Source organism: Bacillus cereus group sp. BfR-BA-01349 (assembly GCF_022663795.1).
Lineage (GTDB): Bacteria > Bacillota > Bacilli > Bacillales > Bacillaceae_G > Bacillus_A > Bacillus_A cereus.
The window spans coordinates 19,482-40,367 of sequence record NZ_JAKUGE010000043.1 but is presented as its reverse complement, the minus strand read 5'-3'; the positions used below and the strand labels follow the sequence as shown (position 1 = coordinate 40,367).

The window sequence follows — 20,886 nt, the reverse complement described above, 5'->3', positions numbered from 1 at the left end:
TATTATGTTGCGCTATTCTCGTTTATTTAAGCAATCTTCTAAATGTTTCACTTCCCATATTATGCTTCACAAGAATAATAAATTTTGTTCAATTTTTTTCCAAAACTATGTATTTTTTTTGAACTGTATATAATGTCCTCGACATCATTTTACAAAATCAACCGCTACTTTGTCATGTTTTTCTCAAAAAAGAAGAAAAGTTGACAAAAATAAAATAGGAAAGTGACATACACTCTCCTATTTTATTTCTCTATGCATATGAATGTAAACCGGCAATAATTAAGTTTACTACAATAAAGTTAAACATAATGATTGCAAAACCAATTACTGCAAGCCAAGCTGATTTCTCTCCATGCCACCCTTTAGATAATCGTAAATGTAGTACTGCAGCATAAAAGAGCCACGTTATAAGTGCCCAAACCTCTTTCGGATCCCAGCCCCAAAAGCGCGTCCACGCTATTTGAGCCCAAATCATCGCAAAAATTAATGCACCTAATGTGAAAACTGGGAATCCAATTGCAATAGATCGATATCCGATTTCATCTAGTAGATCACTATTCGTATTCTTTACTAACGGCTGAAGTGCCGCCGATACTCGCTTCCGTAAAACGAGTCTTAATACAATATACAGCAATGTTCCAACTAACACTGACCAAATAACAGTATTTAATTTTTTTGCATTTACAATTGCTGGAACTTCAACTGCCGGTTCTAATTTATTTTCTGTCAGTAACTTCCCTTCATGCGGTCCAACTAAAGCCGGAAGATTGTACTTCATTTCCAGTTGTTGTTCATTTTTATCAATCCATTGAAACTTCGCTTCATATTTCATACTAGAAAATACCGTTGTTACTCCAATAAATCCAACTGTACAAACAAGTGTAAATACTACCGTCTCTAGCCAAAATGTACGTTTACTTCTCGTCGATTGATCTACATTTTTCAATAAATACATAACGCCTGTAATAAAACTAATCGCTAAAATGGCTTGTCCTGCTGCTGCAGTCGTCACGTGAATATGTAACCAATTACTTTTTAAAGATGGAATAAGCGGAGATATTTCCCTCGGAAACATACTTGCATAGGCAATTAATAAAAGCGCAACTGGTAATGCAAATAGTCCGATTATGCTTACACGGTACATAAAATACATGACAATAAATGCTCCTACAAGCATCATGCCGAAAAATGTACCGAATTCAAAAAAGTTACTAACTGGCGCATGCCCTGATGCAATCCACCTTGTAACAAAATATACTGTTTGTGCTATAAACCCTAAAATTGTAATCGTTATTCCTACATTTGCCCATTTATGACCCTTTTCTTTAATGGCTCCCCCAAAAAATAGAGTCGCAATTAAATATAAAATAAATGCGGTAAAGAGAAAGTTACTACTTATTTGCACCATATCGTTTCCCCACCTTAACTAATTTTTTTATCAATTACTTTATCATTTGGCTGTGGAATTGCTGTACCTTCTATTACTCTTTCAATATCTTTCTTTAAACCGAACCAATTTTTATTTGTATGCCCTGCAATCCACCATTCATCATTAACACGTTGTATCCAAATACGGCGATGATTCCAATACATACCTTGAATGACACCAACCATAAATATAAATCCTCCAATACCGAGAATCCAAAGCGTTAAATCTTTTCTTACAGTAAGTGCTGTTGCATTTTGCATTTCAACACCTGCAAACGACATTTTATATTTGTTGTTTCCATCTGGTTCTATATTTTGCTGAATACCAACAAAACTCACTTCACCATCTGGTGTTTCAGGTGTAAACATTTTAAATACAAATGCAGGATTGTTTGGTAATTTCGTTTTTGTATTTGGTTTTCCATTCTCATCAAAATAAAAATCAGGAAAATAGCTTAATAGTTCTAGAGAATAACCAGTTCCTAAATCATATTTTTCCTTAGGATTCGTTAAATCTACTTTAATCGGTCCCCACTTTTGATTATTTTCTTTATTTTGCAAGTTAAAGGACATACTTTTAAATTCACTTTCTTTATAATCCACTTGATACACTGCAAATTGATCAAATTTCAGTGGTTCATTCACTCGAATTTCCGCTTCTTTTACTTTTTCTAATTTCGGTTTTTGTCCTGCTATATTTTCTCCTACTGCTTTATATAATACGGCATTCGTTTGGAAGTTTTTCGCAATCATTTTATCGCCTACACGATCAATCGCTTCCTCAAAAACTTCTTTGTCCTTACTTTTATCATAAACTTCTTTTATAAATTTCTCGTTTTTTAAGTAGTACTGTCCATCCGTCCCTGGTATTTCTTTCGTTTCACCATCACGTAACCAAAGTGCTTCGTCTACGTACATACTCGGTAAAAAACGAAGCATCGCACCGAATAAAAAGATAATAAGGCCGATATGATTTACATATGGACCCCAACGCGAGAAGCGTCCCTTTTCTGCTAAAACGTTTCCGTCTTCCACTTTCACGTTATAGTTTCTTTTCTTTAAATTCTTTTGCACTCTTTCCAGGTCACCATCTTGCGGTGTACCAGTCCCATATAATCTCTGTCTCTTTAAAAAGCTAGGATGTCTTTTTACACCTTGCTTTTTTAAAGCTTTATAAAGTGGAATAACGCGGTCTAAACTACATATCACAAGTGAAATACCGATAGAAGCAATCAAAATCATATACCACCATGAACCGTATAAATTATTAAATCCTAATTGATAGTATAATTGTCCTAAAAATCCGTATTCTTGTTTATAATATTCAGCTGGTGCAATCCCTGGAGTTATGTACATTTCTTGCGGAAAAATAGTTCCTATCGCTGATGCAGCTAACGTTATTACGATTAGCCATACACCCACTTTTACAGAAGAGAAAAAGCTCCAAATTTTATCGACTATCGTTTTTGTCTGCGTGAGAGATCTCCGTGCACTCCCCTCATAGCGCATATCCAATAGTTTTGCATTTTCATTGCTTTCAAATGGTTTCCCGCAAGCTTCACAAAAAACGGTTCCTATCGGATTAACATGTCCACATTCACATTTAATTTCTTTCAACACTCTCACCGCCCCTGTATCTATATGTACTATTGTATATTCTAACCTCAAGTTACCACAATACTCAGAATTTTTAAACCAGAGGCACTATAGACACGCACCCCTTATGTAAAGGCTTTCTTTATTACGGAGTAATTTTCTTTAAATACCCTTCTAACTGTTCTTTCGTTTGTTCACCTATAATTTGCTCCACTACTTTTCCATCTTTATCAATCAAAAAGCTTGTCGGTAATGGACCTACTCCATATGTTCCTATAATCTTTTGTCCTTTATCAATGGCAACTGGGAATTTCAAACCATACTGGTTCACAAAGTTCTTTACTGCAATATCCGTTTCATCTGCATCTAACGCTATGATTTCAACACCTTTTTCTTTATACTTTGGATATAATTCATTCATATAAGGCATTTCTTTTTCACAAGGTTTACACCACGTGCCCCAAAAGTTTAAAAATACACCTTTTCCCTTTAAATCTTTTAGTTCAATTTTCTTCCCTTCTAAATCCGTCACAACAAAGTTAGGTGCTTCTTTTCCGATTTGCATTTTCTCTTTATTAGCAAAGAATCCTTGATAAAGGGTAAATCCTACAGCACCACATAAAATGAGTAGAATAATAACGCGAAATAATAAGCGATTTTTCTTCATATTACCTCTCCTCTCCTCGATAAATGTTATGTATTATCTTCTGTAAATGTTGTATTGAATAAATCACCAGCAGAGCACTCCACTGGTGAATTTTTAACTCTATAGCTTATCTTGGCTTTGTAGAAGCAAGTGCGCGTAATTGTTTCACCTCATGTGGTGTCAATTCTCTCGCATCACCAGGTCGCAGGCTTCCTACTTCTAAGAAAGCATAACGTTCACGTTTTAATTTCACTACTTTACAGTCTAACGCTTCAAACATACGACGTACTTGACGATTACGTCCTTCATGAATTGTTAACTGTACAATAGCCATCTCTTTACGCTTGTCCCAAGAAATAATTTTCACACGCGCTGGCGCTGTTTTACCGTCTTCTAACGTAACACCGCGTTCTAACATGCGAATTTTCTCACCTGTTAATGGACCTTTTATTTTTGCAACATATGTTTTTTCAACTTTATATCTAGGATGCATTAATACGTTTGCGAAGTCCCCATCGTTTGTCATTAATAATACGCCAGACGTATCATAATCTAAGCGTCCGATTGGGAATAAACGTTGTGTAATTTCCGGGAAAAAGTCCGTTACAACACTTCTTCCTTTATCGTCTGATACACTTGAAATTACGCCAGTTGGTTTATATAGTAAAAAATAAACAGGTTCTTCTTTTTCAAGAGGGATGTTATTTACTTCTACTTTATCTTGAGGAGTTACTTTTGTCCCTAACTCCTTCACTATTTTTCCATTAACTTTCACTTTTCCTTGCTGAATTAATTCCTCAGCCTTTCTTCTCGATGCAATACCTGCTTGCGCAATCACTTTTTGTAATCGTTCCATTTCTTTTTTTCACCTCGAATTTATCTTACCTTACATTAGAAAGACTTGGCAACCGCATACGCTTTACGGCTATTCGCTTCATCTTACTTAAACAACATAGCGATGATAATAAACATATAAAGGTCAAATCATGTTTTTACCCTTTATTATTGTCCATATTTTTCATATTTCTCACAATAAAAGTTCATCATTTTGTCAAAAATACCACATAAAAAAACCACTATTAAGCTACACCTTAATAGTGGTCGTATACGTATTATAAGCGAAATAGCGTAAAAAATGAATAGTATTACTGAAACAATAAAGAAACGAACACAATTGAGCATATAATCCCTATTAAATCTGCAAAAAGTCCTACTTTTAGTGCATCACCCATTTTTCTAATCCCGACCGCGCCAAAATATACAGTTAAAATATAGAAAGTCGTATCTGTGCTTCCCTGCATCGTAGAAGCCAATCTCCCAATAAACGAATCTGGCCCATATGTGGCAATTAAATCGGTCGTAATACTTAAACCAGCAGAGCCTGAAATAGGGCGTATAAGTGCTAGTGGAACAATTTCTGCTGGAACATGGATCAAATCTAACATTGGCTTCATTACCGATATCATTGCATCTAACGCACCTGAAGACCGGAATATAGAAATAGACACAAGCATTCCAACCATAAACGGTAAGATGGAAATTGCAATTTGAATCCCTTCTTTTCCTCCCTCAACGAACGATTCATACGTCGGTACTTTCTTTATTGTGCCATATAAAAGGATAAAACCAATTACACAAGGAATTACCCATAAAGAAATTGTATTTACAATACTCATTTTTTCCGCCCCTTTCTACTCCTTCTTCGGTAAAAATAGCGGTCAATCCAAATTGCTCCAATCATAGAAAGTACTTGTGCAATAAATGTTACCCCAACAATTTCAGTAGGATTCGCTGATTCATACGTCATTCGAATGGAAATGACTGTCGTAGGAATTAATGTAATGGCTGATGTATTTAATGCTAGAAACGTCACCATAGAACGGCTCGCCGAATCCTTTCCTCCATTTAACTCTTTCAGTTGTTCCATCGCTTTAATACCAAGAGGGGTTGCTGCATTACCTAGACCAAAAAAGTTTGCCATCATATTTGATAGAATAAATCCCATGGACGGATGATCCTTTGGTATTTCTGGAAACAACCTTTTTACTATCGGCATAAAAAGTGTAACTAATTTTTTTAACAATCCGGCTTCCTCTGCAATTTTCATTAAACCGAGCCAAAATACTAAAACACTAATAAGTCCTATACAAATCGTTACCGCATCTTTTGCTCCGTCAAATACAGCTTTATTCACTTCTTCCATCGTGCCATTTATCATGGCGTATACAATCCCAATGACAGCCATCGCTACCCATACGAGATTAACCATCGTTCCCAACACCTATCATGTAAGAAAAAATTTCTTTCACATTATTCCAGTAAAGTCCCGTTGTAGCTACTAACTTCCGTTTACTATAAAATAAATTCCGTTCTCCAACTTTTTCATTACCAACATAAATGTCTGTCTTCCCAACCTTTACTCCATCCGTAAGTTTTGTACTTTTATGGAGTTCAACTTTTAATACTACGTTCTTTTTTTCTTCTTCAGTTAACGGTACCGAAAAACTATTTTTCGTATAAACATGGTTGGCATACTTCTTTTCATTTATTTCAGCAATTGCTCCTTGTCCTAAAACTTTCGTTTGTTTGAAACGTTCAAAACCTTTATCAAACAAATTCATATGATCATCCCAATCACTAGAGGCACTCAAAGTTACGACAATTAAATCTAGTCCATCTTTTGATGCCGTTGTCACAAGCGTTCGCCCAGCTTTCTTCGTAAAGCCTGTTTTTCCTCCTGTTGCAAATTCATAATAAGACGTTACCAGCTTATGTTTATTTTTCCACGGGTAATCCCAAGAATCTGATTTATATGTTTTGGTTCCAAAGATTTTCTTAAATGTCTCGTTTCCCATTGCATATTTCGTTAATAATGCCATATCGTAAGCCGACGAATAATGTGATCCATCTCCATCTAAGCCATGAGGGTTTGAGAAGTGCGTATCTTTCATTCCAATTTCTTTCGCTTTTTGATTCATTAAATATACGAATCCATCTATACTCCCACCCACACTTTCAGCAATTACTTGCGCTGCGTCATTACCAGATCTAAGCATGAGTCCGTATACTAAATCTTCTAACTTCACTTTTTGTCCAGGCTTTAAATAGATTGCCGATCCTTCCACCCTCACCGCTTCATTACTAACTGATACCATTTCTTTCATCTTCCCTGATTCAGCAGCTAATAAGGCGGTCATAATTTTTGTTATACTAGCAATTTTTTGAGGCTCATGTTCTGCTTTTCCGTATAATACACGACCAGACTGTTGCTCCATTAATACAGCATTTCGAGCACTGACATTGCTGTTCATCTTTGCATATGTAGGAATCGGCATAACGCTTGCATACATCATAAGAAGCGTAATGATTACACAAATTCGTCTCATATTTCCCCCCACGTCCTTTTGGCACTTTTTGTACAAGTGTATGCTTGGCCTTTTAAAATATGAACGAAATCTTCCTTCTACTTCCATTAAAAAAGACGCAGAGAATTTGCGTCTAATATGGTGTCCATTCAATTTGTTTCGCAGTTTCAAACCTTTTTTCTACATCAGGCCAATTTACAACATTCCACCAGTTTTTAATATATTCATCTTTTCGATTTTGGTATTGTAAATAATACGCATGTTCCCAGACATCTAGTACAAGGAGCGGTATCGTATCCCATTGTGTAAATAATTGATGAAGTGTACTTTGCAAAATTTCTAACCTTCCAGACCGGGGTACCCAAACGAGAATTGCCCAGCCTGAACCTTCTACTTTAGAGGCCGCTTCTGTAAAATGTTTTTGGAAACGTAAAAAGCTCCCAAAATCTTGTTCAATTTGTTGTGAAAAATCTCCTCTTGGACTTCCACCACCGTCTTTTTTCATGTTATTCCAAAATATCGTGTGTAAGTAATGACCTGACCCATGAAAAGCCGCTTCCCTTTCCCAATGCTTAATTAAATCAAATTTATTTGTTTTTCTCGCTTCTTCCATCATCTTCTCTGCTTTATTTAACCCTTCCACGTAACTCCGATGATGTTTATCATGATGTAACATCATAATTTCTTTAGAAATATACGGTTCTAATGCATTATACGGATAAGGTAATGGCGGGAGTGTATGTCCTCCAATTGGGACAGCTCGTTCACTATCCCCTCTTTCATATAATTCATATTCCTCTTCTTCTTGCATAAATACTTCCTGCAAGTGATGCTGAATATGTTCTACATCATCGCTTATTTCATACATAAACTCTGCATCTGTTTCATACTCATGCTCTTTCATACGCTCTAATAACGTCTGAATTTTATAAGCAAGCATATGGACATCATACACTTCCATTGCGCGGCTATCTAATACGTGAAGAACACTTTCACACCAATTTTCTACTTCATGAAAGTAATCTGTAAATACACCTTGCTGATTCATGTTGCACCTCCCTAATGCTATCCACTTAACTATATTCAATGAAAATCCCTTATATAACTGTACAAAAGGAAAAGAAGCTAAGTCACCTTAGCTTCTTTTCCTCAATCAATATTTGTGTAACATCTTTGTCTGATAATCCGTCTCATAATATTCTAGTTCTTCACGCATCAATTGAAATTTACCTTCTAAACTCTTCATCACCTGCTCCAAAGATGCAGGTGGTGTTTGTTGAAAAACGATAGAATTTTTCCCTGTATATGCAGACCGACTATTTTCATACCAATGATCACTCTTCGGTGAAAAAAACTCTGCAATTACTTGATGGTAAATCTTATATAAAATTTTTTCAGCTGCTGTTTTTCGAAATGGCTGGCTATTCAACAAAACAAAACATGCATCCTGTCCTTCTTCGCAAAAAACGAGAAGTCGTCTCATTGATGCTAATACCCCTTTATAATATTGCTCATTCCCTGCTGGTGTTTCCTCTAATAAAGAAGGTAACGTATGATAATTTACATAATTAGTTATCAAATTAATAGCATCTTCTAAAAATATAGAAACTTGTTCTGTTTGATTTTCAACCATCAAATTAGACATTTTTCTCTCTCCTTTGCCATTTCACGCTATTTCTACTCTTTTATTTTTATGTAATTCAGCCAATATTTCTTGTACTTTCGACACCGTTCCCTCATCAAAATATTGTTGAAATTCTTCCATATTATTTAAATACAAACGTTTTTGCGCACGAAGCTCCTTATCTTTCACTAAACAACATATCGCTACAATATCACGCAAATATATGTTTTGTTCTTCTACTTTATACACTGGATTTCCTTCAAAAGGAGTAATTTCTTGTAAAACTTCTTCAAAATATCGAACGTATACAACCGAAAAAGTTTTCTCTTTACCATTTAATATATATGTCACTTCAGATCTGTTAAAAAAATCTTCTGATGTATTAGGTTTCGCTTTTTCTAACTCATATCCTACGTAACCTTTTATAATCATATACTCCCCTCCCCCTCTTTCATCTTATTCTAACTTAATTTTCTGATAAACAAAATATTCTTTTAAATATACCTATATAAAAAATAGCTCGCCTATACAGGAATTTACCTTTTTATTTTTCTTGAAGTTTGTCATAATAATATTATTGTCTCAGTTTTCTTATACAAGGAGAGTTGTATTTATGTCGTTTTCATGGAAACGTTTCTTACAAATCGGGAAAATTGTCTTCCCATTTGTTGTATTAACAATTGTATTCTTTCAAGCAAAAAAAGAATTAGCGGGCATTTCTTTTTTAGAAGCGATTGATACAATTAAAAACATTCCAACTGGAGGAGTCTTTTTAGCAATTACACTTGGTGCATTCGCTGTATCAACAATGTTCTTTTATGACTATGTTATGCTTCGTTACTTAAAAGCTGATATCCCTGTCCAAAAGATTTTCCGTATCTCGTGGATTGCTAATACTTTAAATGGATTTATCGGGTTTGGTGGTCTTGTTGGAGCCGGCGTACGCACAATGCTTTATCGTCCATATATAAAAGAAAATGGAAAACTTATTAAAAGTATCGCTTGGATGACAACTGCCTTTATTAATGGATTAGCCATTCTTTCATTTCTTGGTCTCATCGGAATATTAGACACGAGATTTATTTTGCATGAAAAACCATGGCTATGGCCTGTTCTTATCTTCTTCGCTCTTTTCGTCCCTATATATATCGGATTTTCTAAATTAAAAAATAGAAAAGCGACGCAAACAGAGGAACAAGAAGAAGAGGAGAAAAACCCAACTGTTTTATACTCATTAGTTTCATTAGTCGAGTGGGTATCCGCTGGTATTGTTATGTACGTCATATTACTATTATTTGGCATTGAAATCGAATTCCAAAAGTTTTTAGGCGTATATGTTATTGCTGCTTTAGCTGGTGTCGTTAGTCTTGTTCCTGGTGGCCTTGGATCATTTGATCTTGTCTTCTTAACTGGGCTTGGGCAATACGGCATCGATACAGGTGTTTTACTCCCTGCTATGTTATTATATCGTCTCGTCTATTACATCTTGCCCTTCTGCCTTGGTCTCATTTTTGCAGCTTTTGAAATGACAGGAGTAGCCATTAAAAAGTTTGAAGATAAACCTTTTATTGCGCCTGCATTAGAGACAACTGGTGTTATATGGACTTTGCAGCGTGACTTTCTAGGAAAGTTAGGTTCTTGGGCATCTGCTGCTTTAACAGTATTTGCTGGCTTAATGGTTATTTTATCAACCATTCTACCGACAAGTATAAATCGGGCACACGCCTTACATATTCTAGCTCCAAAACATCTTATTCAATTTTCTTTTAGCTTATCGCTAACATTCGGTATTCTCCTCCTCATTCTTTCGCGGGGGATATATTACGGAACAAAACGTTCTTATTATATGACGATTGTTTCTTTAATTGGAGCGGCTATTTTTAACACACTAAAAGGAATTGATGTTGAAGAAACTTTTATTTTATTAATCGTACTCGCTGTATTGTATATGCTTCGTAAAAGGTTTGTACGTGAGAAAATGGAAGTCTCACTTTCCGATATCGTAAAAGTTTTTATATTCCTACTTGTAACGTTATATTTATATAAAAACTTAGGTATTTTATTTGCAGGTGCAAAAGAAGCTTTCAAACCTGATTTTGTCGTTCGTAATATTACACAAGTGAAACGAAGTGCATTAGCAGCTGCCTTTTTTGTTCCTACTTTTTTACTAATTGGTTCACTCATTGCAAATCGTTATCGAAATGAATTTCCCGGGCAACCAGCTAATGATAAACGATTACAAAACTTCTTAGATAAACATGGTGGAAATGTACTTAGTCATTTAGGTTTTTTAGGAGATAAACAGTTCTTTTTCAGTAGTGATGGAAAAGCACTCATTCTCTTCTCAATAACTGGAAAACGACTTATTGTACTAGGTGATCCAATTGGGGACCCTTCCTCCTATCGTACTGTATTGCAAGAGTTTTTAGCTGAGGCTGATCGATTTGGATACATTTGTGTATTCTATCAAATTGAAAGTAAATGGATGAGTTTATACCACGATTTTGGTTATAACTTCTTTAAGCTTGGTGAAGAAGCTGTTGTTGATTTAAATACCTTTACAATAACAGGAAAGAAACGCGCTGGCATGCGAGCTACTTTCAACCGTTTTGAAAGAGAAGGCTATACATTCTCTATTCATGAGCCACCTTTCTCCGACGAATTATATGAAGAGTTAAGAAAAGTTTCAGATGCATGGCTTGGTGGAAAAAAAGAGAAAGGTTTTTCACTCGGATACTTCGATCGTGAATATATTAGTCGCGCTCCTATCGCAACATTATCTGATTCGGATGGAAAAATTATTGCATTCACAACATTCATGCCTGTATATCAAAACGGATCATTATCTGTCGATTTAATGCGATATTATCCAGATGCGCCTAGCGGCATTATGGACGCAATTTTCATCCACTTATTCCAGTGGGCAAAAGAAAATGAATACCACTCCTTTAATATCGGTATGGCACCACTTTCAAATGTTGGTTTATCCACACAGTCTTTCTGGTCTGAACGAGTGGCTGCTGCAATCTTTAATAACGTTCGTTATACGTATAGTTTCAGCGGATTACGACATTTTAAAGAAAAATATAAACCAGCATGGAGCGGTAAATATTTAGCATTTAGAAAGAATCATTCTTTACCAATTACAATGCTCTCTGTAACAAAATTAATAGGAAAAAGAAAAAACAGCTAAATTCTTAGCTGTTTTTTCTTTTTTGAACTTGTACAATAAATTCTTTTTCATACTTCTTACCATTTATATAGAAATTCCCCCACATTTTATACGTGCCCTCGGCAGGAAATGTAATTCGGTATTGTAATTGTTCATCCGTATCTACAGGCATAGCGTATAAAAAATTCTCCTTCGTTTCATCCACTATATAGAGTGACTCTACTTCTCCTCTCTCTGAATGCAATTTCAATTTTTCACCCTTTTTCGCTTGAAACTGAAATGTTAACGTAACTGGTTCATTCGGATGTAATGCGCCAAATAAAAGAGAAACTTCATACTCTCCTATTTTTTTTGTAAGTACACTGTCGATTGGAAATTTCACTTTTTTCTTATTGTTCTCCTCTTTCGTTCTACCAAAATTCTTCCTAGCGAATGACTCTACGGACTTATTTTTATCTTCGTATAAAAATATTGTATATTCTTCGTCTTTCGCTATTTTGGAAGATAACTTATATGACCCGTTCCCTGCAAATGTGGGTTTAATTTGTTGTATGTTTTTTAACTGTCCATCTACAATCACTGCCCGCATTTGATCATTTACACCACGAATTTCATTATTCTTGTTGTTTAACAACTGAAATACAATATCTACTTTCTCATTTCCCTTTCCATTTGAAACATCCCACTTTACTTCCTGAACATCTCCTACAGTCTCTTCGTTTTTTTGATATTTTTTTATGTAAAATCCTCCTGCCACAATAAGTACTAACGCAATAAGCCCGATGACAAGATTTTTCAAAACATCACCTACCATTTTTATTGTCTCTATTCATACAAAACTTCTTAAGATATATATTCTAGATTATGATTTATGAAATCCTCCTATTTTGCACATATTACAAATAATAAAAAGATTTTAATTGAAAGGATTCATAGTGTATAATGCAAATGATATTGATTTCTATCAATACATTATAAGGAGGACTTTTTTATGAGTGTACATATCGAAGCAAAACAAGGCGAAATCGCTGAATCTATTCTATTACCTGGTGATCCATTACGTGCAAAATATATCGCTGAAACATTTCTAGAGGACGTTACTTGCTATAATAATGTGCGTGGTATGTTAGGTTTCACTGGAACTTATAAAGGAAAACGTGTATCTGTTCAAGGTACAGGTATGGGTGTTCCTTCTATTTCTATTTATGTAAACGAATTAATCCAAAGCTACGGAGTTAAAAATTTAATTCGCGTTGGAACTTGCGGTGCAATTCAAAAAGATGTAAAAGTTCGTGATGTTATTATCGCAATGACGGCTTGTACTGATTCTAATATGAACCGTTTAACATTCCCAGGATTTGATTTTGCACCAGCTGCAAACTTTGACCTTTTAAAGAAAGCTTATGATGCTGGAACTGAAAAAGGATTACACGTTCGTGTCGGTAACGTTTTAACAGCAGATGTGTTTTATCGTGAAAGCATGGACATGGTTAAAAAACTTGGAGATTACGGTGTATTAGCAGTAGAAATGGAAACAACTGCTCTTTACACATTAGCAGCGAAATACGGTGTAAATGCATTATCTGTATTAACAGTTAGCGATCACATCTTCACTGGCGAAGAAACAACATCTGAAGAGCGTCAAACTACATTTAACGAAATGATTGAAATCGCTTTAGATGCAGCAATTCAACAATAATACACTAAAGAACTTGTCATACGTCTGGCGAGTTCTTTTTATGTGACTTTTTATAAATAACTACTTTATAAAGAGACAGATTTCTCCCCTCTACTTTCTTGTAACGTTTGTTATAATAAAGTGAAACTTTAATCAGTGGAGGTTTTTTCCATCCCCCACTGATTATTAGTTGAACCAATCGGATTTTACGGGCAATTGATTTCCCACTTAACTCCCTTGTATTCGCCGAATTTTGAAGTGGGAGTCTTATTGCCCGTTAAAGCGGGATAAAGAAATCATTTACAGTATTTCTCATAAGAGGTGACGTAGTGAAAAACAGAAGTATCGTCTTTAAACTATTTTTATTAACATCCACTTTATTTACAATCATATTCCTACTTTTTTTCCTAGGACAATCTCTATTTTTAGAGAAATTTTATATTAATAAGAAAGTAAAAACAGTCCAAACTGCTTTTGAAAAATTCGTAGATAATTATGATAAAAGTGATAAAAGTTATGAGCAGGTTAGAAAACTAAAACAAGAATTTCATGATAAAACAAATGCCGATATGCAGTTTTTGGACTCTAACGGTATTATTAAAAGTGATAACAATTACTATATCGATGTATTTAATCCCAACAATAATAAACAGTATTCCATTCCACTCAATAATCTTTTAACACCAGAAGAATATAATAAATTCGAAAATTTAGGTTTAAAAAAAGATGTAATAATCAATGTTGATGGAGTCGTACAAGAGAATAATATAATCACACCACAAAAATTAGGAACGAATTATAATCAATGGCAGAACGAACATTTCTATTCGGATTTTCAGTCAATTAATGGTAACCCTTCTAAGAACAGACTTGCAAGCCGATACAAATCTACAACTCGAATCGTCTTTACAGGTGTTATAACTAAGTTACAGCTCCCATCCAAAGCTGAGGTTCGTCTTGCAAATGATATTGAAACATTACAAGCCGTTCAATATTTTGCTGATATGATTAGAGAGGGCACTTCTAACTCGAACCAATTAAGTACTTTCATATTAGATGGTGGAGAAAATATAAAAAATAGTATCTTTGTAAAACCGATTATAGAAAATGGAAGGATTACAGAATATGCTTTTGCGATAGCATCTTTGCAGCCTGTTAATGAAGCGATGCTCGTTTTAAAAGATTATTATGTCTATGCCTTAATCATCGTGTTTCTCGTAATTATTTTGTTATCCTTCTACTACTCAAAAATTATTGTAAAGCCATTAATTAAAATAAATCGTGTTACAAAAAAAATGGCTAATTTTGATTTCAGCGAGAAATTACCTGTTACAGCTGACGATGAAATTGGCGGGCTTTCTGGCAGTATCAATACATTATCTGTAAATTTAAAAGATCGAATCGATCGATTAAATGTTGCTAATACAAAGTTACAACAAGATATTGAACGTGAACGTCAATTAGAAAAAACAAGAAAAGAATTCATTTCTGGCGTATCACACGAATTAAAAACACCGCTAAGTGTAATTAGAAGTTTTGCAGAAGGAATTAAAGATGGTGTTAGTAAGGATACTTCGTATTATACTGATGTTATTTTAGAAGAAACAGAAAATATGAACAGGCTGATTGTTGAAATGTTAGAATTAGCAAAGTTGGAATCTGGTACTTACAAACTAGATATGACGACGTTCTCAATCGGTGAATTAACGCAACAAGTCTACACAAAATTATTATTTAGCATGGAAGAAAAACATTTACAAGTGAACATCGATGCAGACCCTTCTATACTTGTTACAGCAAATCGCAGTCGCATTGAACAAGTAGTTGTGAACTTACTAAGTAATGCAATCCGTTATACGCCAGAGGGAGAAAAAATACAAGTCTCCATTATAGAAGCAGAAGATACCGTAAAAGTCGAAATCGAGAATACAGGAAACCCTATCCCTGAAGAAAGTCTTGAAAAAATTTGGGATCGCTTCTATCGTCTAGATGCATCACGTAGCCGTCACACCGGAGGTACCGGTCTCGGATTATCTATTGTAAAAAACATTTTAGACCTCCATCATGCCGAGTATGGTGTGTATAATACGACTAACAGTGTTGTATTCTATTTCAATTTACAAAAAGTAAAAGAAGTCAAATAATTTGTCTTAATTTCACTAGGAGTTCACATGAAATTCACACTCTCCCTTTATAGTAAGAAACAAGTTAATCCTTTCCTTTACACATATAAAAGAGGAGAGTGCGTGAAATGAAACAAGCAGGACAACCTATTCAAAATGAAAAACAATTAGAAACTATCAAAAATATACTTTTACAATCTTCGAAACGTGATGGCTTATTATTCGTATTAGCTGTAAATTCTGGCTTAAAAGTAAGTGAAATCTTACAATTAAAAGTTAGTGATGTAATCGATGAAAATGAAAATGTTCGCCATTCCATTTTATTTTACAATGAAAAAGTGAAGAAACATAAATGGTTTGCTGTAAATGAAGACTTACAGCACGCAATCGAAGACTACATGAAAGAACGTAAAACTTGGAAACGTAATGAACCATTGTTAAAATCTCAAAAAGGAACAAAATCTATTACGAGACAACATGCATGGTACATTTTAAACAAAGCCGCAAAAGAAGTTGGATTAGAAGGGATTAGCTCACATACACTTCGAAAAACTTGGGGTTATTGTGCATACAAATCAGGTGTTGATATTGCGTTTTTACAACACTTCTTTGATCACAGTACTCCATCAAAAACTTTAAAGTATATCGGTATTGCTTAATAACTCTTATACATAAAAAAGGTTACCATTTTAAAATTTGGTAACCTTTTTTATATTTCGTATTCTCTTTTCTTGTCTCTCCTATACTGTAGTGGTACTCTAATAATAAGGGGGAGAAATTATGAACACACTTACAATTGAATTACCAAAAGAAACGGCTGAAAAACTTGATTTATTAAAACAAGCTTATGAAAAGAAAACAGGTGCTTCTATCTCTGAGAGCACTCTCGTTCAAACACTTATCTCAAAAGAATTTATCCAAGCGATAACTCCTTTTGATTTACAACAATTCGTCAATGGAAAAGAACAGCATTAATCGCTGTTCTTTTTTTATCTCTATTTAAAATACACAAAGTTTTTTATATATTTTTAGAAAAACCATTGACAATGATAATGATAACCATTATCATTTATTATGAAGCCAACAATTGATGAATCAACCAAACACTCAGTAACATTGTTACCCCTCTTTTTCATATAGAAAGGCACTGTACATTCCCCCTGTTTGTACAGTGCCTTTCTTGTTTATTATCATTCAAAAAAATTTAATTGCTCCGGCTTCGGCTCACCATATGTAATGTTCATCATTTTCATAAGCTGTTTCACATTATCTGCTGCATCCCCACCTGAATTGTTGTTAAACAGTACATATATATCCTTTGTTTTCTTTTTTAATTGCTCTAGTCGTTCAACCCATTCTTCCAGTTCTTTATTGTTGTAGCGATATAAACAGCGAACCGCTCTCCAATTTTCCCCTTTCTCAAGCCAACCATGAACATTTCGACCGTGAAAACGTATTAATGCCATGTCTGAATTCGTAACCTCTAACACGAGTGGCACAGAACCTATCCCAGCCTGTGGTTCATCACAAATTGTATGAATCCATTTCTCCTGTTCTAGAAACTGTAACGTCTTATCTCTCATTTCTGGATAAAACCATGTTTGATTTCGAAATTCTATTGCACATGGTAAACCTTCCATTTTTTCTTTCGTATATCGAAGAAAATCTACATTTTTCTTTTTGCAATCAAACCATGGTGGATATTGAAATAAAATTGTTTTTAATTTATCAGCTTCTATTAAAGGAAGAATAGACTGTTTATACACATCAAACATCTCATCGAACCTAGAAAAAGGAATTTCACCTTTCATATGTCCTGTCATTCCTTGATACGCTTTTACGACAAAAGAAAAATCTTTCGGCGTTTCCATTGCCCATTTTATATAATTTCGTGCAGGTTGCATTGCGTAAAATGAACTATCCACTTCCACAATAGGAAAATACTCGCTGTATGTTCGTAATTTATTTCTATTTTCATAGGGATTTATGTATAAAGAATCATGATCTCCCCATCCTGTCACTCCAATAAACAGCACATATACCCCTCCCTTTTTAACTTCATCTTCTATTCACTTTGCATCATGTAGCCTTTTCTTTAAGGGTATCCTTATAAAAATATGATATACTATATGGAAGAATTTTTAAAATGAGGGGTTATTTATTTATGCTTCCAAACGATGCTACTGTATCTCATGAAAAACGAATTGAAGAACTAGAAAATAAAGTACGTTTTTATGAAGAACTTGTGAATCAATTACCACATCATTTCACATACAAAAATCCACATATTGGTTTACGAATAAAGAAAACTAGAACGACTCATTCCATTCAAGAAATACCAAAAGAGAATAAAGAGGCTCATTTTCAACTTACTTGTGATTCATTATTTTTATTTGAACAACTTGAAAAACACTTTGTACATATTTTTGATGCCTTTTCACATCATGTAACCTTTATCGATAGTAAAGGGAATATTACTTTATGTAATCAAGTTGCTGCAGATGATTTCGGTATAATACGAAATGATATTATCGGAAAACCGATTCCACAATTACTAAACTTGCCGGAAGAAAAAATTAAAGCGATTGAAACATTAAAAACGGGAACAGAAATATATAATGAAGAAGTTTTAGACAAAAACTATGGCATTATAAATAACCGAATTATTCGCGATTATAACGGGGAGATTTTTAGAGTTATTAGTGTCTTTCATTATTTAAATACAGAACGTGATGCAGAGAAGTTTTCGTTAGCAGGGCGAATCGCAGCTGGAATTGCACACGAAGTACGAAATCCTCTTACAACAGTACGAGGATACTTACAATTTTTACAAGAAAGCGTTTCTCCATCAAATAAAGAGTTATTTAAAAACTTGCTTATCCCTGAATTAGATCGTGCAAATAATATTATTACAAAATTTTTAGCCATTTCAAAAACACGGGAATTTACAAGAGAACCGTTTCCCATCAATACATTTTTACGTGACTATATTCAACAGTTACTAGCTAGTGAAGTTTCCTTGCATAATATTTCAATTGATTATAACTTCTCTAATGAATTAGATGATATTTTAGTCAATATTGATCGACATGAACTTGTTCAAGTGTTTTTAAATCTATTTCAAAATGCCGTCGATGCTCAAGGCGACAAACCTCTTTCTATTCAAATTACTAGTTATCGCCTTAATAACTTCATTCGGATTACTTTCACAGATAATGGAATTGGTATTCCTCCAGCTATTCCAGAATATATCTTTGACCCATTCTTCTCAACGAAGGATTCGGGAACAGGACTAGGCTTGTCAGTAACAAAAAAAATCATCCAAAATCATAACGGCACATTAAAAATGACTAGTAATGAAGATGGTACAACTTTCACTATTTCAATTCCAATCTTACCTAAAACAACCCTTGAAAAATTAAATCAATGTAAATAGAGGACTAATCCACGAACTACATGCCAATTGTTAAACACTCCCAACAATTAGCATGTAGTTTTTTATGTTGCACTTTTCTTCTTTACATTATATAAACCTTTCTCTATATCTTACTTATTTCTTTCGTAGGTGGGCCAATTTCTTATTTTTTTAGAAATGGTAGTTTGTCCATCACGAATTTAGTATAAATTTCATTTTAATATATAGTAATGACTAATGATTCTATGAAAGAAAAGAATGAAAAGATGAACAATAAAAATAAAGGAAAAGTATTTTATGGTAATGATTGTTGCGAAGTAAGAGCATGTAGCCATATTAACATCCCTAAGTCAGAACTTACAGAATTTGTTAGACTTCTTCAAGCTCTTGGTCAAGCTATTCAAGCTGTCTTTCAAAACCCTTCTCAAAATAATATCGACAACTTAATCGCGGCCCTAAATAATCTACAAAAATTCCTTAATTGCTTAGATTTATCTCCAGCACAAAAACAAATTGGAAATTCTATTATTGCTAATCTATTAACTATTTTAAGAACAACACCTTTCTCATGCGGAGCATTGTACGTTGAGCTACAAAGTCTGCTTAATTATTTACTGTATATCGCTAAATTATTCAAAGTAGATTGTTGTACGATCGACAAATTAGTTAAACTTATAACAGAAATCCAAACTATCCTAGTTCAATACGGATCAGGTTGCCTTGGAGGGGGAGCAACAGGTGCTACTGGTGCTACTGGACCTCAAGGGCCAGCGGGCGCAACAGGTGCTACTGGTGCTCAAGGACCAGCGGGTACTCCAATTCCTGTAACTATCGCTGCAATTGGAAACTCCAATCCACAAACTATATCTCCTGGAACAAACCTCCAATTCAATCAAGTTTTTGAATTAACTAATATCTCTTTCAACGATACTTCAGATACTTTAACAATTTTAGAAACAGGAGTATATGATATTAGTTTCTCAGCGTCTACAACTTTCCCAGGATCTTCACCATTTGGATTCGGTATTTCATTCAATGGTCAACCACCTACTCGTAATTTCTCAACTAATGTTATCGGTAGTGCTGTTTCGTTCTCTACAATCGTTACTTTACAAGCTGGTACAACAATTTCTATACAGCCTACGGCAAACACTATTTCTATTCCTAACACAGGCGATACAACTGCAACACTATCTATATTCCGAATTTACTAATTTTCACTCAATAAGTATATTGATAATTGTATGTATTGATTAACCGTGCATTAAATCTCTCTTTATATAGAAAGGAGCACTTATTTGGGAGGATAAGTGCTCCTTCTTTACGTTTCTTTACCTCAAATTTACTCTATCTTAATCCTCATTTTGTATGATAAATAGTGAAGTCAAAGATATGAAAGAGGGATGAAAATGAGAGTTATGTCACTAATACGCATTTGGATTGCTCTTATGGTATGCATTATTTTATGTGTAGGATTTTTTTTAACTCTAAAATATTCCACTATTTCAAAAGCAGATAGAAAAACTGTTCCATACAAAATTTTGTATACGAAACAAAGCAACATCCCTTATTCCAATGCAACAAAAAATGAAAAGAAAGTTATAACGGGAATGCTTATTACGAAAGCTTCTAGTTCCGAAGCGTTACTTCAAATTGCTGAAACGATTAAAGATCAGTATACAAATAAAAAAATCGATGAAATTACACTTTCTATCCACAATGAAAATAATGGTAATTACGAAGAAGAATTACCTTACGAACCTATTAGTAAAGGAAAAATAATTGTCACATACGATTCTCAATCCTTTGGCAATACGAACATTATACTTAACGAGTAGT

At 34.2% G+C, this 20,886-nt stretch carries 20 protein-coding genes; 8 read left to right on the top strand and 12 right to left on the bottom strand.

Going from position 1 to position 20,886, the window contains the following annotated elements; translation table 11 throughout:
* Positions 1-250 precede the first annotated feature (250 nt).
* The 10 genes from resC to MR169_RS20870 all read right to left on the bottom strand — a co-directional run bounded on the left by resC (position 251) and on the right by MR169_RS20870 (position 9,091).
* Positions 251-1,408 carry a cytochrome c biogenesis protein ResC gene (gene resC, locus MR169_RS20915; RefSeq protein ID WP_000250081.1) on the bottom strand — a complete coding sequence of 386 codons (1,158 nt, stop codon included), beginning with the start codon at positions 1,406-1,408 and terminating at the stop codon, positions 251-253.
* A gap of 14 nt (positions 1,409-1,422) precedes the next feature.
* Positions 1,423-3,048 (bottom strand): cytochrome c biogenesis protein ResB, encoded by a 1,626-nt coding sequence (resB, locus tag MR169_RS20910; RefSeq protein WP_016117480.1) that lies wholly within the window; start codon positions 3,046-3,048, stop codon positions 1,423-1,425.
* Positions 3,049-3,169: 121 nt separating this feature from the next.
* On the bottom strand, positions 3,170-3,691 hold the full coding sequence (gene resA / locus MR169_RS20905) for a thiol-disulfide oxidoreductase ResA (protein ID WP_000742194.1): 522 nt from the start codon (positions 3,689-3,691) through the stop codon (positions 3,170-3,172).
* 106 nt (positions 3,692-3,797) lie between these two features.
* A complete protein-coding gene (rluB, locus tag MR169_RS20900; protein ID WP_000440556.1) occupies positions 3,798-4,526 on the bottom strand; it encodes a 23S rRNA pseudouridine(2605) synthase RluB in 729 nt (242 codons plus the stop codon).
* 289 nt (positions 4,527-4,815) lie between these two features.
* Positions 4,816-5,346, bottom strand: a complete 531-nt coding sequence (gene spmB, locus MR169_RS20895) for a spore maturation protein SpmB (RefSeq protein ID WP_000029514.1) — start codon at positions 5,344-5,346, stop codon at positions 4,816-4,818.
* Positions 5,343-5,939, bottom strand: a complete 597-nt coding sequence (spmA, locus tag MR169_RS20890; RefSeq protein ID WP_000247811.1) for a spore maturation protein SpmA — start codon at positions 5,937-5,939, stop codon at positions 5,343-5,345. The genes spmB and spmA overlap by 4 nt, the downstream gene beginning before the upstream one ends.
* Positions 5,932-7,056, bottom strand: a complete 1,125-nt coding sequence (locus tag MR169_RS20885) for a D-alanyl-D-alanine carboxypeptidase family protein (RefSeq protein ID WP_001252637.1) — start codon at positions 7,054-7,056, stop codon at positions 5,932-5,934. Before MR169_RS20885 ends, spmA begins: the two co-directional genes overlap by 8 nt.
* A gap of 112 nt (positions 7,057-7,168) precedes the next feature.
* Complete coding sequence (locus tag MR169_RS20880) at positions 7,169-8,083, bottom strand: superoxide dismutase (protein ID WP_242319965.1); 915 nt, start codon at positions 8,081-8,083, stop codon at positions 7,169-7,171.
* Between the two features lie 105 nt (positions 8,084-8,188).
* The gene (locus tag MR169_RS20875; protein ID WP_000067556.1) at positions 8,189-8,680 is read right to left on the bottom strand and encodes a YpuI family protein; all 492 of its coding nucleotides are present in this window, start codon (positions 8,678-8,680) and stop codon (positions 8,189-8,191) included.
* 21 nt (positions 8,681-8,701) lie between these two features.
* Positions 8,702-9,091, bottom strand: coding sequence for a hypothetical protein (locus MR169_RS20870; protein WP_000584365.1), 390 nt, complete (start codon positions 9,089-9,091; stop codon positions 8,702-8,704).
* 181 nt (positions 9,092-9,272) lie between these two features.
* Here MR169_RS20870 and mprF point away from each other — a divergent pair, with 181 nt between their 5' ends.
* Entirely contained in the window at positions 9,273-11,852 is a 2,580-nt protein-coding gene (gene mprF, locus MR169_RS20865) for a bifunctional lysylphosphatidylglycerol flippase/synthetase MprF (RefSeq protein ID WP_242319964.1), read from the top strand.
* A 4-nt stretch (positions 11,853-11,856) separates the two neighbouring features.
* Here the strand turns inward: mprF and MR169_RS20860 are convergent, their stop codons facing one another.
* The gene (locus MR169_RS20860; RefSeq protein ID WP_242319963.1) at positions 11,857-12,645 is read right to left on the bottom strand and encodes a hypothetical protein; all 789 of its coding nucleotides are present in this window, start codon (positions 12,643-12,645) and stop codon (positions 11,857-11,859) included.
* A gap of 177 nt (positions 12,646-12,822) precedes the next feature.
* Between MR169_RS20860 and deoD the strand changes: the two genes are divergently transcribed.
* The 4 genes from deoD (at position 12,823) to MR169_RS20840 (ending at position 16,607) form a co-directional block, all read left to right on the top strand.
* Positions 12,823-13,530 (top strand): purine-nucleoside phosphorylase, encoded by a 708-nt coding sequence (deoD, locus tag MR169_RS20855; protein WP_000110707.1) that lies wholly within the window; start codon positions 12,823-12,825, stop codon positions 13,528-13,530.
* Between the two features lie 308 nt (positions 13,531-13,838).
* Complete coding sequence (locus tag MR169_RS20850; RefSeq protein WP_000797517.1) at positions 13,839-15,653, top strand: sensor histidine kinase; 1,815 nt, start codon at positions 13,839-13,841, stop codon at positions 15,651-15,653.
* A gap of 107 nt (positions 15,654-15,760) precedes the next feature.
* The gene (locus MR169_RS20845) at positions 15,761-16,291 is read left to right on the top strand and encodes a tyrosine-type recombinase/integrase (RefSeq protein WP_000806236.1); all 531 of its coding nucleotides are present in this window, start codon (positions 15,761-15,763) and stop codon (positions 16,289-16,291) included.
* Positions 16,292-16,412: 121 nt separating this feature from the next.
* Positions 16,413-16,607: a DUF3924 domain-containing protein gene (locus tag MR169_RS20840; protein WP_001094860.1), complete on the top strand. Its 195-nt coding sequence runs from the start codon at positions 16,413-16,415 to the stop codon at positions 16,605-16,607.
* Positions 16,608-16,822: 215 nt separating this feature from the next.
* On the opposite strand, the gene MR169_RS20835 is transcribed toward MR169_RS20840, so the two are convergent.
* Entirely contained in the window at positions 16,823-17,668 is an 846-nt protein-coding gene (locus tag MR169_RS20835; RefSeq protein WP_242319962.1) for a DUF72 domain-containing protein, read from the bottom strand.
* A gap of 128 nt (positions 17,669-17,796) precedes the next feature.
* Here MR169_RS20835 and MR169_RS20830 point away from each other — a divergent pair, with 128 nt between their 5' ends.
* The 3 genes from MR169_RS20830 (at position 17,797) to MR169_RS20820 (ending at position 20,885) form a co-directional block, all read left to right on the top strand.
* Positions 17,797-19,068 carry an ATP-binding protein gene (locus MR169_RS20830; protein WP_242319961.1) on the top strand — a complete coding sequence of 424 codons (1,272 nt, stop codon included), beginning with the start codon at positions 17,797-17,799 and terminating at the stop codon, positions 19,066-19,068.
* Between the two features lie 209 nt (positions 19,069-19,277).
* Entirely contained in the window at positions 19,278-20,261 is a 984-nt protein-coding gene (locus MR169_RS20825; RefSeq protein ID WP_240853202.1) for a Gly-Xaa-Xaa repeat protein, read from the top strand.
* Between the two features lie 195 nt (positions 20,262-20,456).
* On the top strand, positions 20,457-20,885 hold the full coding sequence (locus MR169_RS20820; protein ID WP_001265577.1) for a hypothetical protein: 429 nt from the start codon (positions 20,457-20,459) through the stop codon (positions 20,883-20,885).
* Position 20,886: the final 1 nt, after the last annotated feature.